The organism is Nereida ignava, assembly GCF_047114695.1.
In the GTDB taxonomy this organism is placed as follows: Bacteria; Pseudomonadota; Alphaproteobacteria; order Rhodobacterales; family Rhodobacteraceae; genus Nereida; species Nereida ignava.
Map to the genome: position 1 here is coordinate 1431326 of NZ_CP112885.1, position 12388 is coordinate 1443713.

The window sequence follows — 12388 nt, forward strand, 5'->3', positions numbered from 1 at the left end:
GGACTTGTTAATGATTCGTAGCCTATTTTCAGGGGCTTTAGTTGGTATTTTGTCGGCGTCCGCTTTGGTCGCCCAAGCACAACAAGCCGGAAATGAAACCTCGTTTCGCTTTAACGGCGAGGCTTTCACCATCACGCGCGCCGCTCAGGTCAACGTGAACAAGCTAGTCGCCTTCGCGCGACCAAGTCTGTCATGTGAGGGCAGTTGCCTATCACCTATGTCCGCAGCCGAAGGCGTCACCACCATCGGCGAGTTGGACGTGATGAGCTTCATGACCGAACAGGTTGCAACGGGATCAGGGCTTATCCTTGATGCCCGCATGCCTGAACAACGCGCAGTTGGCTTTATTCCTGCATCTGTCAGTGTGCCGGTGCCCACAATGGCCGCCGACAACCCCTACCGTGTTGATATCCTGCGCGCGCTTGGTGCCAAAACAGCCGCAGGCGTGTCCAACTTCAGCGGCGCAGTTGAGCTGGTGATCGTTGACGCAGGTCCGGGGACCACAGACGCGCAAAGGCTTATCAGCACCCTTTTGGACAGCGGATACCCAGCAGAAAAAGTCAAATATTACCGAGGCGGCATGCAAGTCTGGACAGCTCTCGGCCTGACTACTCAGGAGACACCATCGTGAAAGTTGAGCCCATGACCAGTACCCCCAAAAAGACGCTTCCCCTTGTGCTTGCTATCAGCGGTTTCTCTTTCGTTGTTGGTGGTGCGCTGACGTATCAGGTCGTCAAAATGACCAGCGAACCAACGATCACGGCACAAGTCGCATCCGCATCATCGGGGTTGCCGCTGAAGCCAGAAGTCACACGCAACACAAGCGAAACACTCAACAGCTTGAACGTACAATCGGCAGTCAACGCATCGCTTAGCCCCGCGCCCGCGCAAACAGCCGAAGCCATTGCGGAAGAAAAAGCCCGCAAAGTCCAAGAGGCCGTGGATATCTTGAACGCCAACAAACTGCGCATGCTGGAAGAAGGCATCGTGGCGGGCCTCTACTCGATTGACGAAGATGAGAATAACCGCCTCAAGCTTAATTCAACCAACGCGCCAAGTGCGGTAACAGACGCGCAAAACCTGATCTCTGCGGCTGTGTCTAACGGGGTTTTAGTGCTGCCCAAAGAGCTTGGCACAACCGGCGGCGAAGTTAATCCAACGGCCGTATTGTTCAACGTTGTGCAAAAAGCATTGGTCGCCAAAGGTGAAACAGCCGCCGCCGCCGAATTGCAACGCCGCGCAGCCGAAGCCTCGCGCCCCATTGCGCGCGTTGAAAATGGCAACCGCGTCTACACCGTCGCCTCAGGCGATAGCTTGGCCTATATCGCGCTGAAGTTTTACGGCTCCACCACCGATTACCAAACAATCTTCGATGCCAACCGTGACAAACTCACAACGCCCGATCGCATTTTCATCGGGCAAAAGTTGCGCATCCCAAACGTATAAAAAAAGCAGGCATCTCCAAGCCATTGAGCAAAACTTACAAGGGGTCCTTCGGGGCCCCTTTTTTTGCTCAGCAGGATTTACAGACCGTCTACAGACCCCAATCCGCAGATTGCATTTCGCGCAATCGGCTTGCGGTGCGCTCAAACTCAAAAGTCCCCTCGCCTTCAACATACAGCAACTCAGGCGCCGCCGCAGCCGAACAAATCAGACGCGTGCCCGCCTCATAAAGCGCATCAATCAGCGTCACAAACCGCTTGGCTTCGTTGAAATTTGACCGCCCCAATCGCGGCACATCATCCAACAGCAAAACCTTCGCAGTATCAGCCAACATCAAATAATCCGCCGCCCCAAGGTGCTTGCCGCACAGATCAAAAAACTTGGCCCGCGCCACACCATTGTGAAATCGCGGTATCAGCAGGTCATGACCCTTCACGCGCAACGTAAGCGGCGCGCCGTCACCGTCCGCAAGTGCGGCCCAAGCTGCATCCATTGCAGCGCGCGCCTGTTGATCAACGGGGGTAAAATAAACATCCGACCCCGCAAGGCGGTCTTGGCGGTAATCCGTAGGTGACGCCAATTCATGCACCACCATTTTATCTTTCAAAAGCCCGATGAACGGCACAAACAAATCACGGTTCAGCCCATGTTTATACAGATCATCCGGCACTCGGTTTGAGGTGGTCACAACAACCACACCCGCCGCGAAAAGTTGCTCAAACAGACGCCCGACAATCATCGCATCGGTGATGTCTGTAATCTGCATTTCATCAAACGCCAAACACCGCACACTGTCAGAAATGGCATCCGCCACAGGCTTGATCGGATCATCAACACCGCGCGCACGTGCTTTGTGAATGGCCTCGTGGATTTCTTGCATGAAGGCGTGAAAATGGACCCGCCGCGCAGGCACGCTTAGCCCGCTGACAAACAAATCCATCAGCATCGACTTGCCACGCCCAACACCACCCCACAGATAAAGGCCCTGTATCGGGTCAGGGGCACGGCGGAAAAAGCCGCGCTTTACGGGCTTTGCCAGCTCGTTGGCAATGCGGTCAAATTCCGGCAGCACAGCGGTTTGCGCGTCATCTGGCGTCAGCTCTCCGGCGGCAACGCGGGCGGTATAAATCTCGGATGGAACCATAACGTTTGCCTAGTCGTTCAGTTTTACAAATACCAGAAAAAGACGCATGATTTCGAGATGGATCAAGACATCAAAAAACTGGCCGCCGAGGTCGCTAAACTGAACGGCCACCGCTTTGTGACGATGCACAACTCTGTGCCCAAGATGCTTGCGTTCAATTTTGCGCGCGGACTGGCCTTTGGTTTAGGGTCCGTCATTGGGGCCACGCTGCTGGTTTCTGTGCTTGTTTATTTGCTTAGCCAGATTGATTTCATCCCCATCATCGGTGAATGGGCCACAGTTCTCAGCACCGCTCTGGCAGACATCAACGGTGCAATGGACGAAAACGCTAACGTTCAATGACATATGTACAATAAGAATTGACCGGTCATTGAACCTGCGCCATCTAAGCGGGATGAAAACATCAAGCGCGCCTCTCATTACGCCGGTCCTCGTTGCGGGCTGCATCATCATCATGGTCAGCTTTGCGATCCGAGCAAGTTTTGGCGTGTTCCAAATTCCCATCGCAGAGGAATTCGGCTGGCTGCGCACAGAATTTTCGCTTGCGATCGCCATTCAGAACCTTGCGTGGGGCATTGGCCAGCCGATCTTTGGGGCCATCGCTGAAAAGCTGACAGACCGCAAAGCCATTATTCTGGGCGCGCTGACCTATGCAATTGGCCTTTTGCTATCATCACAAGCCATCACGCCCTTGGGCCACCAAGCCTATGCATGGCTGGTGGGCTTTGGCATCGCGGGGACAGGTTTTGGCGTCATTCTGGCCGTTGTTGGGCGTGCCGCGAGTGATGAAAACCGCTCAATGGCGCTTGCCATCGCCACCGCAGCCGGTAGCGCAGGCCAAATCTTTGGGGCCCCTGTCGCCGAGGCGCTTTTGACAATCATGTCATGGCAAATGGTCTTTATCGTCTTTGCGAGTCTGATCATCAGCACGCTCTTGTGCCTACCTTTGATGAACACGGCCGCGCCCGCCAGCAAAGCCGAGCTGGAAGAGTCGATGGGCCAAATCCTGATTAAGGCCTTTAAAGACCCGTCCTATTCACTCATCTTCCTTGGGTTCTTTTCCTGCGGCTATCAGCTTGCCTTCATCACCGCGCACTTCCCCGCAATGATTACCGAAATGTGCGGCCCCATTTTGGCGGGCGGCGTCCTGCATAACATGGGCATCACCACCACCAGCGCACTGGGCGCCATGGCCATCGCGCTGATCGGTGCAGCCAACATTGCGGGCACCCTTTTGGCCGGTTGGGCAGGCAAACGTTACTCCAAGAAATACCTACTGGCGGGCATCTATACAGGCCGGACACTCGTGGCGGCCGTGTTTATCCTGATGCCGATCACGCCCACAACAGTGATCGTGTTCTCGCTTGCGATGGGCTCATTATGGCTAGCCACAGTGCCCCTGACCAGCGGCCTTGTCGCGCATATTTACGGCCTGCGCTACATGGGCACGCTCTATGGCATCGTCTTTTTCAGCCACCAATTGGGCAGCTTTCTTGGCGTTTGGCTGGGCGGTAAAATGTATGACATCTACGGCGATTATAACATGGTCTGGTGGGTCGGCGTGGGTGTGGGTGCGTTCAGCGCAATCGTACATCTGCCCATCAAAGAGCGTCCGTTACCAGCTGCCGTGGCAAGCTAAGGCCGCTTAGCTAAGCGGCCTCCTCGGCGCTCAACAAGCCTTCGGCCACCAACCGATCGGCCCATCCTTGCGGCCCTTCAAACAGATGCGTTTGCCATCCACGTGAGGCCGCCATTGCGATGTTATCAGCGCGGTCATCCGTAAAGAGCAATCCTTCAGGCGCCACACCACAGTCATCTTCCATCATCTGATAAATCTGCGGTTCTGGCTTGATACAGCGCATGTGACCGCTGACGTATTGGCGATCAAAATTCGTCAAAAACGGATAATGGGTTTGCGCGTAAGCGAAACTCTCAATACCGAAGTTGGTCAGCGAGAAAACTGGAACCCCTTTGGCACGCAATGCGGTTTGCAAGCGGACGGAATGCTCAATCACCGGCGCGGCCATCTCGATCCAGCGATCATGCCAAATGCGGATTTCATCACGCCACTGCGGCGTTTGTTCCGCCTGCGCATAGATCACATCGCGAAAGCCCTCGCCGCGGTCAACACGGTCGTTCATCCCGTGCAAATCTACTTCCGCAAACATCGCTTCGCGGCGCTCCTGCCCAATTACACTGTCGAAAAAGCGTTCCGGGTGCCATTCAAGAAGCACGTTGCCGATGTCAAAAACCACTGCCTGAACACTCATGGTGCTGTTCCTTTTTCTGCGTCTGATTTGGCAAAGCGCACCACGCGCTCAAGCCCGTCTAAAAATCGCGATCTGTCGGCCTTGGAAAACGGTCGTCCGCCCCCTTGGCGAAACGGGTCCGCACTACGCAAATCCTGCATCAAATCCCGCGTCGCCAAAACCTGTCCGATATTGCGCGCGTCCAGAATTTCGCCGTTATGCTTAATCACGCGGGCCCCTGCCTCTACGCATTTCGCCGCCAGCGGAATGTCACCCGTGATCACCACGTCACCGGCTTTGGCGCGATCTGCGATCCACATATCCGCAACATCCGGTCCGTCGGGCACGATGATATTTTCAACCAACGGGTTCTGCGATGGGCGCAGTCCACCATTGCTTACCACGAAAAGGGTAAGCCCGTGCCGCGTCGCTACGCGCTCTGCCTCGGCTTTGACCGGACAGGCATCTGCATCAACGTAAATCACCCGTGCAGCGCCTCTGCGTGAAAGGCGATGTGATCGGCCATAAACGTCGAGACAAAGTAATAACTGTGATCGTACCCTTTCTGCATCCGAAATTCGCCGGCTTGGCGGCGCGCTGTCATCGCGTGGGCAAGGCTTTCAGGACGCAGCAAATCAAGAAACTGATCGTCGGTGCCTTGGTCAATCAACACAGGACCGGCAAACCCACGGTCAGCCATCAGTAAACTGGCATCGTGATTGGCCCATTCGGTTTGCGGCAAATACGCACCAAGCTGCTTTGTGCCCCAGTCGCTTTGGGTTGGGTTGGCAATCGGGGCAAACGCCGAAACGGCGCGGTAACGCTCGGGCATATGCATCGCCAAGGTCAACGCGCCGTGCCCACCCATGGAGTGACCCGTGATGCTCTGACGCTCAAGATCAACAGGCAGTTCAGCCAAAGCGCTGTGCAAATCCTTGGTGATATAATCCCACATCTTGAAGTGCGATGACCATGGTGCGTTTTGCGCATTCACGTAAAAGCCCGCCCCTTGGCCAAGGTCATATGCCTCGTCATCTGGCACGCCCTCGCCGCGGGGCGACGTATCAGGGAAAAGTACCGCAATGCCTTCCTCAGCGGCCCATCTTTGCGCACCAGATTTCTCCATAGCGTTGGCATGGGTGCATGTCAGACCCGACAAATATGTCAGCAAAGGCACAGGGCCAAACGCGGCCTCTGCGGGCAGATAAAGCCCAAATGTCATGTCGCAATCGCACGCCTCAGAACGGTGTGAATACACACGTTGCACGCCATCGAATGCACGGTTTTCAGAGATTATTTTTAACACAGCAATTCCTCACAAAAGAGTTTTCGTAACCCACGCGATCACCACTGAAAGGCTGACCACGGAAACCACGGTTGAGACAAAAATACTGGCCGAAGCCCGCGATGGTGCGACATCATAATGCCGCGCGATGATGTACACATTGCCCGCCACCGGAAGCGCCGCTGTCGCGATCATCACAGCCGCCGAATACGGATCGACCGTAAAGACAAACAGGGCAAGCGCGCCTACTGCGACGGGGTGCAGGACAAGTTTACAGAAAGTTAACCAACCCGCGACACTGATCCGTTCGGCAGATTTATCCGCCAAGGATGCCCCAATCGCAAAGAGCGCGCCAGGCGTGGCCGCTGCCCCCAAGATGCCCAGAAATTCGTTCACGGGTGCCGGCAGTGGCTGATCCGTTGCGGACCAACACAGCCCCAAAACGATGGATACAATCATCGGGTTTTTCACAAGACCAATGGCAATACTGCGCAAAATTCCAAGCGACATCCGCCCATCACGTGCACCTGTGATCAAAATGACGATCAGCGATCCAAACACAATTAGATCAACCGCCAACACCAACATCACAGGCCCAACGGAACGCTCTCCCAACAGCAAAATCAACATTGGAATACCCAAGAAACCAACGTTGCCGATAACGGCGCATTGCGCCTCAACCGCCCCTTCAAGGATGCCACGCTTGCGCACCAAGGCCACAACAGTTGCCAACAAATAGACCGCGAGCGAGCCCAGAAGATATGCCCACACAAGCGGCCAATCGATGACTTCCGCAAGGCTAAGGTTGGCCGAAAAGCGGAACAGCATGGCCGATAGGGCGAAGTAAAAGACGAACTTGGTTAGATATCCCGTGGCCTCAGGCGGAAAGAACCCCCGCCGCGCCGCGCCATACCCAAGTGCGATCAACGCGAAAAAGGGTAAAGTTTTCAGAAATATATCCACCATATCAAATCGCTAGCACGCAACGACCGAGCGGGGAAGAGCAGCGTTCTCCCAAATGTCTGCTTGGACAAACTAAACGAACCAGTTTATGTATTAGCTTCTGAATTTATCGCTTGGGTGGGTTTCATGAACGCCGAACTGCCGGTCATCAAAAAGGGTCGCAAGTTTGATCAAGTGATCGACGGCGCAACACGTGTGTTCATGCGCGATGGCTTTGACGGCGCTAGCGTGGACGACATCGCCCGCGAAGCCAAAGTCTCCAAGGCTACTTTATACAGCTACTTCACCGATAAGCGCGTTCTGTTCATGGAAGTTGCGCGGACCGAATGCACCCGCCAAGCAGACGCAGCACTTGATGAAATCAACATGGCGCTGCCGCCGCGTGATGTGCTGCGCAAAGCGTGTAAATCCATGATGCGGTTCTTTTATTCGGATTTCGGCGTGAATGTCTTTCGCATTGCCGTCGCTGAAAGCAGTCGCTTTCCCGAACTGGGACGCGCGTTTTACCTCAATGGTCCAATGGAAGCGCGCAAGCGGTTGATCACGTATCTCAACGCGGCGATTGCCAAGGGTGATCTGGTGATTGACGACATTGACATGGCCGCGGACCAACTACCGCAATTGTGCAAAGCGGACCTGCACGAAAAACTGATATTCGGCATCCAAGACGGGTTTACCGAAGAAGAGATCGACCGCATTGCAACTGCCGCGGTCGATCTGTTTTTGTCACGCTACGGCGCGTAGACGCAGCGCTTAATACACCACAACAGAACGGATCGACTTGCCCTGATGCATCAGGTCAAACCCGTGGTTAATGTCATCAAGCCCCATTGTGTGCGTGATCATTGGATCGATCTCGATTTTACCGTCCATGTACCAATCAACGATCTGCGGCACATCTGTACGACCGCGTGCGCCGCCAAAGGCCGTACCGCGCCATGACCGGCCTGTCACCAATTGGAACGGACGGGTGCTGATTTCTGCACCGGCGGGCGCGACACCAATGATGATGCTTTCGCCCCATCCTTTGTGTGCAGATTCCAACGCAGTACGCATTACGTCCACGTTGCCTGTTGCATCAAACGTGTAGTCCGCGCCGCCCTTGGTCAGCGCCACAAGATAGGCCACCAAATCACCATCGACTTCTTTGGGGTTCACAAAGTCAGTCATCCCAAAACGCGTGGCCATCTCAACTTTGCTGGGGTTGATATCAACGCCCACAATCTGATCCGCACCTGCAAGCCGCAGCCCTTGGATCACGTTAAGGCCAATGCCGCCCAACCCAAAGACAATCGCGCGGCTGCCAATCTCGGCCTTCGCCGTGTTAATGACCGCACCAATGCCCGTTGTGACACCGCAACCAATGTAGCAAATCTTATCGAACGGTGCGTCTTTGCGTACTTTGGCCAGTGCAATTTCAGGCACAACCGTGTGGTTGGCGAAGGTCGAACAGCCCATGTAGTGAAAAATAGGATCACCATCGAGCGTTGTAAAACGACTGGTTCCATCGGGCATAAGGCCCTGACCTTGGGTGCTGCGAATAGACTGGCACAAGTTAGTCTTGGGGTTGAGGCAATATTCGCACGTCCGGCATTCGGGTGTGTAAAGCGGGATCACGTGATCGCCCTTCTTAAGCGAAGTCACATCAGGACCCACGTCCACAACAACGCCCGCCCCTTCATGGCCCAAAATCGCGGGGAACAGCCCCTCTGGATCGGCACCAGACAGAGTAAATTCATCTGTGTGACAAATGCCAGTGGCCTTGATTTCAACCACAACCTCGCCGGACCGTGGGCCCGCCAAGTTTACTTCCATCACTTCCAAGGGCTTGCCCGCTTGGGTTGCTACTGCAGCACGCGTACGCATAATCCAACTCTCCGATCATTGCTTATTCGCCCTGACACTAGGCCCGCCAAGCGGCCCAATGCAATGCGCAATAGGTTGTTACGGGGTAACTAAAACATATCGTTAGGGTGCTAATAACCAAAGTTGTCGACGTAAACGCGTGGGCCTTGGCAAGGGATAAAGTGGGGGCTCGGACCATTGCCATGCACGCACGCGTTTACGCCGCACGGGCATTAGCTTCGGGGCACAAAGGGGCGAGACAAAGAACACAGCGAGACATTTTTGTGACCGCCTTGATTTTCCGCCCCATCGACGCAACTGTTGGGCATGACTTCAGCAACACCCATCACCCGCGTCACCGAGCAAGACGTGATGTTTCACCGCCTCGAGCTTAACATGATCTTGTCGCTCTATGGGCGCATGGTCGCGGCTGGTGAGTGGCGCGACTACGGCATTTCCGCCATGCGCGATGTTGCCATTTTTTCAGTGTTCAAACGCACCGCAGAGCAACCGCTTTACCGTATTGAAAAGCGCCCCAAGCTACGTCTGAAGCAAGGGATGTATTCCGTTATTGGAATGGATGGGCAAATCCTGAAACGCGGCCACGAGCTTAAGCCCGTTTTGCACGTTCTTGAACGTAAGCTAATCCGCGCGGTGACCTGAGCAATCAAAGCCTGCGACGCGTTGTGACCGGCCCGTCCCCTTGGACCTCAATCCGCGTGATAGCTGCTGCGACGCTTTCGTAAACTGTTGCCATGTGGTGCGCATTCGCGTGGATCAGTGTCTCTGCATCAACCATCATGGCAACATGCCCTTTCCAGAACAAAAGGTCCCCACGCAGATAAGGCGCGTCCAACGCTATCTGCCCGCCAATCATTTGTTCTTGATCACCGCTGTCGCCCGCACACGCCTCACCGCACGCCAAAAGTGCCGCTTGAACAAGCCCGGAACAATCGACCCCAGCACTCGAATTACCGCCCCAAAGGTAAGGCGTGCCAAAGAAAATCTGCGCAATTGTAACGGGGTCGCTAAAGCGCTGCTCAATGGGGCGAAGGTGCTTTTTAGGGATAAATCCAACCGATGTTTCAAAGAACTTCTTGCGCTCATCCACAACCTGAACCCGCGCACCAAAACTCAACGCGTACCGCTCAGATGATTTAAAACTTTCGGTGCTATAGGCATGGGTCGCGCGGCTTGCCACCATATGCGTGGGCGCGTTCTGCTCCGAAATCAGCCCGTCGGCGACATAACCGATGTAGCTGTCCTTAACCGATTGCACGTAATGAAACCCGTCGCCACTTTGCAATGATCGCACCTCATCGCCCATCAACAGCTGTCGGTCCCGCCGCCCATCAGGGCTTCGCAGCAGATCGACCACTGGGGCATTAACGCACAACACCGCTTACAGCCCCAGAATTTTAGGAAGCGCCTCAAGAAGGGCGCGCGCGCCTTGGCCAACACCACCTTTGGGCCGCGCAGGGGCCGCAGAGGGCTGCCAGCCGTAGATATCAAAATGGCTATAGGGCGCATTTTCAACGAACCGGCGCAGGAATAAAGCTGCCGTAATCGCGCCCGCAAAACCGCCCTTTGGGGCGTTATCCAGATCTGCGATCCCCGGTTCGATCATCGCCTCGTAAGGATCCCAGAACGGCATGCGCCAAACCGGATCATCAACCTGGCTACCTGCTTGGCTAAGGGTCTGCGCAACACTGTCGTCATCCGTGAAGAACGGCGCCAAATCGGGACCAACCGCGACACGTGCAGCCCCCGTCAGCGTTGCCATAGAAATAATCATATCGGGGTTGTCTTCATCGGCGAAAGCAAGCGCATCGGCCAATACCAAACGGCCTTCTGCATCGGTGTTATTGATCTCAACAGTCAGCCCGTTGCGCGCGGTCAGAATATCTTGCGGGCGGAATGCGTTGCCGCTGATGCTGTTTTCAACCGCAGGGATCAGCACCCGAAGCTGCACCTTCAGGCCCGTTGCCATGATCATATGCGCAAGGCCCAGCACTGTCGCACTGCCGCCCATATCCTTTTTCATCAAGCCCATGCTGCCGCCGGGTTTAATATTCAGCCCGCCCGTATCAAAGCATACTCCCTTCCCCACAAGCGTCAGCTTTGGTCCTGCATCGCCCCATTTCATATCGATCAAACGCGGCGCACTTGCGCTGGCGCGGCCAACCGCGTGGATCATCGGAAAGTTCTGCTCAATCAGCGCATAGCCCGTGGTGACATTGATCGACGCGCCATGTGTTTGGGCCAATTCGCGCGCTGCCGCTTCAAGATGTTCGGGCCCCATGTCTGCCGTTGGCGTGTTGATCAAATCGCGGGTCAAACATTCACCAGCGGCAATTGCCTCAACGCGAGCGGCGTCAACACCCGTTGGCGCAACAAGCTGCGCACGGGCCTGCACCCCATCCGCGTACCGCGTAAACCGGTAGCTGCCCAACAACCAACCAAGCGCAAAGGTTTCTGCCGCTTGGCCTTCCAGTGCGCTGGCCAATGCATAGACACCCTCGGGCAAGGCAAACGGCAACGCACCAGACAAGAACCGGTTGCGCGCACGATCCGCTTTTGTCCCTGCACCCACTGCCGCAGATGCCACACCGCCCAGCGCGCTTGGGAAAGTAATCACCTGCCCATAAGCCGCACTAAATCCTTGGGCCTTCGCCCATGATTGCGCAGTCTCAGGCAGGCCCTGCATCCACTCGGCCAGCTGATCGGCCTCAACAACATAAAGCGCAATCGCATCATCGGTGGCGGCAGAAAAACTAGGCGACATGGGAACATCCTTTTGAGATAGCTGTGCAATTCTCGCCAGCCTACCCTAGTGCCGCGCACCCGCAAGAGCACGCGTGCACCTACCCGCCTATTCTGTGCCTTCTGTGCGCCCAGCTTAATGTGCGCCCGATCTGTGTCAGCAGTCGCGCAGCGCCTTCAGAACGACACGTCCTGCATTTCCCAGACTGCGGATAATGATGCCTCGGCCACGCGCTGCATTCGGGTCACCGTGGCCACAATCGCCACGCCGTCCCCGCCCCGTGCGGCGTCAACCACAGCAAGGCACGCCGTAGACAGTTCAAGAAGGCCAATTTGCTCAGCGATGCTGACGTTGCTTTTTGCGGTTTTCATCAATGCAGCATGTTCGCCATCAAGCATGTGCTGATGGGCACGGGCCACGCGGGCTGCCAATTCCTCAAGCGCGCGGCACACAATCCCTTCGGCCCCTTGCTGCCCAAGCTCGGCATAAAGCTGTGCCAAACAGTCACGGTCCAAGGTTGCGCGATCGCGCATGTCTAATCTTGTTATCTTTTCCACCATTTCACCCTAATTTACGTCTCACACCCCCGCGTGAGTACTCAGGTTACTGCCAGCAAATGGTATCCAAATCGTTTCGACCACCGAAAACCTAGACGCAAATATAACTCGAATAAGTCTTAGATTTTAAGTATCACG

Annotated in this window: 15 protein-coding genes; 6 read left to right on the top strand and 9 right to left on the bottom strand. The window is 55.4% G+C overall.

Annotation, left to right across the window (positions count from 1 at the left end; translation table 11 throughout):
• The first annotated feature begins 10 nt into the window (after window positions 1-10).
• On the top strand, window positions 11-631 hold the full coding sequence (locus tag OLX08_RS07125) for a rhodanese-like domain-containing protein (protein ID WP_391480605.1): 621 nt from the start codon (window positions 11-13) through the stop codon (window positions 629-631).
• Window positions 628-1446: a LysM peptidoglycan-binding domain-containing protein gene (locus OLX08_RS07130; protein WP_391480607.1), complete on the top strand. Its 819-nt coding sequence runs from the start codon at window positions 628-630 to the stop codon at window positions 1444-1446. The genes OLX08_RS07125 and OLX08_RS07130 overlap by 4 nt, the downstream gene beginning before the upstream one ends.
• Before the next feature lie 88 nt (window positions 1447-1534).
• On the opposite strand, the gene zapE is transcribed toward OLX08_RS07130, so the two are convergent.
• Window positions 1535-2587 (bottom strand): cell division protein ZapE, encoded by a 1053-nt coding sequence (gene zapE, locus OLX08_RS07135; RefSeq protein ID WP_391480608.1) that lies wholly within the window; start codon window positions 2585-2587, stop codon window positions 1535-1537.
• Window positions 2588-2644: 57 nt separating this feature from the next.
• On the opposite strand from zapE, the gene OLX08_RS07140 reads away from it, so the two are divergent.
• Entirely contained in the window at window positions 2645-2929 is a 285-nt protein-coding gene (locus OLX08_RS07140) for a DUF5665 domain-containing protein (RefSeq protein ID WP_391480609.1), read from the top strand.
• A gap of 52 nt (window positions 2930-2981) precedes the next feature.
• Complete coding sequence (locus OLX08_RS07145; protein WP_391480610.1) at window positions 2982-4226, top strand: MFS transporter; 1245 nt, start codon at window positions 2982-2984, stop codon at window positions 4224-4226.
• Between the two features lie 10 nt (window positions 4227-4236).
• On the opposite strand, the gene OLX08_RS07150 is transcribed toward OLX08_RS07145, so the two are convergent.
• Genes OLX08_RS07150 through OLX08_RS07165 form a run of 4 tightly spaced genes read right to left on the bottom strand, consistent with a single transcriptional unit; the run spans window position 4237 to window position 7087 of the window.
• A complete protein-coding gene (locus tag OLX08_RS07150) occupies window positions 4237-4857 on the bottom strand; it encodes an HAD family hydrolase (RefSeq protein ID WP_391480611.1) in 621 nt (206 codons plus the stop codon).
• A complete protein-coding gene (locus OLX08_RS07155; protein ID WP_048598440.1) occupies window positions 4854-5321 on the bottom strand; it encodes a YaiI/YqxD family protein in 468 nt (155 codons plus the stop codon). Before OLX08_RS07155 ends, OLX08_RS07150 begins: the two co-directional genes overlap by 4 nt.
• Window positions 5318-6142: an S-formylglutathione hydrolase gene (gene fghA / locus OLX08_RS07160; protein ID WP_391480612.1), complete on the bottom strand. Its 825-nt coding sequence runs from the start codon at window positions 6140-6142 to the stop codon at window positions 5318-5320. Before fghA ends, OLX08_RS07155 begins: the two co-directional genes overlap by 4 nt.
• A 9-nt stretch (window positions 6143-6151) precedes the next feature.
• Window positions 6152-7087 (bottom strand): AEC family transporter, encoded by a 936-nt coding sequence (locus tag OLX08_RS07165; protein WP_391480613.1) that lies wholly within the window; start codon window positions 7085-7087, stop codon window positions 6152-6154.
• A 123-nt stretch (window positions 7088-7210) separates the two neighbouring features.
• Here OLX08_RS07165 and OLX08_RS07170 point away from each other — a divergent pair, with 123 nt between their 5' ends.
• The gene (locus OLX08_RS07170) at window positions 7211-7828 is read left to right on the top strand and encodes a TetR/AcrR family transcriptional regulator (RefSeq protein ID WP_391480614.1); all 618 of its coding nucleotides are present in this window, start codon (window positions 7211-7213) and stop codon (window positions 7826-7828) included.
• Window positions 7829-7837: 9 nt separating this feature from the next.
• On the opposite strand, the gene OLX08_RS07175 is transcribed toward OLX08_RS07170, so the two are convergent.
• A complete protein-coding gene (locus tag OLX08_RS07175) occupies window positions 7838-8950 on the bottom strand; it encodes an S-(hydroxymethyl)glutathione dehydrogenase/class III alcohol dehydrogenase (RefSeq protein WP_391480615.1) in 1113 nt (370 codons plus the stop codon).
• Between the two features lie 306 nt (window positions 8951-9256).
• On the opposite strand from OLX08_RS07175, the gene OLX08_RS07180 reads away from it, so the two are divergent.
• Complete coding sequence (locus OLX08_RS07180) at window positions 9257-9592, top strand: DUF2794 domain-containing protein (RefSeq protein ID WP_048598445.1); 336 nt, start codon at window positions 9257-9259, stop codon at window positions 9590-9592.
• Between the two features lie 4 nt (window positions 9593-9596).
• On the opposite strand, the gene OLX08_RS07185 is transcribed toward OLX08_RS07180, so the two are convergent.
• From OLX08_RS07185 to OLX08_RS07195, 3 genes are all read right to left on the bottom strand, one after another.
• On the bottom strand, window positions 9597-10328 hold the full coding sequence (locus OLX08_RS07185; protein ID WP_391480617.1) for an NlpC/P60 family protein: 732 nt from the start codon (window positions 10326-10328) through the stop codon (window positions 9597-9599).
• Window positions 10329-10331: 3 nt separating this feature from the next.
• Window positions 10332-11714 carry a leucyl aminopeptidase family protein gene (locus OLX08_RS07190; protein WP_391480619.1) on the bottom strand — a complete coding sequence of 461 codons (1383 nt, stop codon included), beginning with the start codon at window positions 11712-11714 and terminating at the stop codon, window positions 10332-10334.
• Window positions 11715-11869: 155 nt separating this feature from the next.
• On the bottom strand, window positions 11870-12226 hold the full coding sequence (locus tag OLX08_RS07195) for a hypothetical protein (protein WP_391480620.1): 357 nt from the start codon (window positions 12224-12226) through the stop codon (window positions 11870-11872).
• Window positions 12227-12388 lie beyond the last annotated feature (162 nt).

Coding starts and splice junctions, on each gene's coding strand:
- OLX08_RS07190 (WP_391480619.1), bottom strand. CDS start 11,714: ATGTCGCCTAGTTTTTCTGCCGCCACCGATGATGCGATTGCGCTTTAT.
- zapE (WP_391480608.1), bottom strand. CDS start 2,587: ATGGTTCCATCCGAGATTTATACCGCCCGCGTTGCCGCCGGAGAGCTG.
- OLX08_RS07195 (WP_391480620.1), bottom strand. CDS start 12,226: ATGCGCGATCGCGCAACCTTGGACCGTGACTGTTTGGCACAGCTTTAT.
- OLX08_RS07170 (WP_391480614.1), top strand. CDS start 7,211: ATGAACGCCGAACTGCCGGTCATCAAAAAGGGTCGCAAGTTTGATCAA.
- OLX08_RS07165 (WP_391480613.1), bottom strand. CDS start 7,087: ATGGTGGATATATTTCTGAAAACTTTACCCTTTTTCGCGTTGATCGCA.
- OLX08_RS07180 (WP_048598445.1), top strand. CDS start 9,257: ATGACTTCAGCAACACCCATCACCCGCGTCACCGAGCAAGACGTGATG.
- OLX08_RS07145 (WP_391480610.1), top strand. CDS start 2,982: ATGAAAACATCAAGCGCGCCTCTCATTACGCCGGTCCTCGTTGCGGGC.
- OLX08_RS07150 (WP_391480611.1), bottom strand. CDS start 4,857: ATGAGTGTTCAGGCAGTGGTTTTTGACATCGGCAACGTGCTTCTTGAA.
- OLX08_RS07125 (WP_391480605.1), top strand. CDS start 11: ATGATTCGTAGCCTATTTTCAGGGGCTTTAGTTGGTATTTTGTCGGCG.
- OLX08_RS07140 (WP_391480609.1), top strand. CDS start 2,645: ATGGATCAAGACATCAAAAAACTGGCCGCCGAGGTCGCTAAACTGAAC.
- OLX08_RS07175 (WP_391480615.1), bottom strand. CDS start 8,950: ATGCGTACGCGTGCTGCAGTAGCAACCCAAGCGGGCAAGCCCTTGGAA.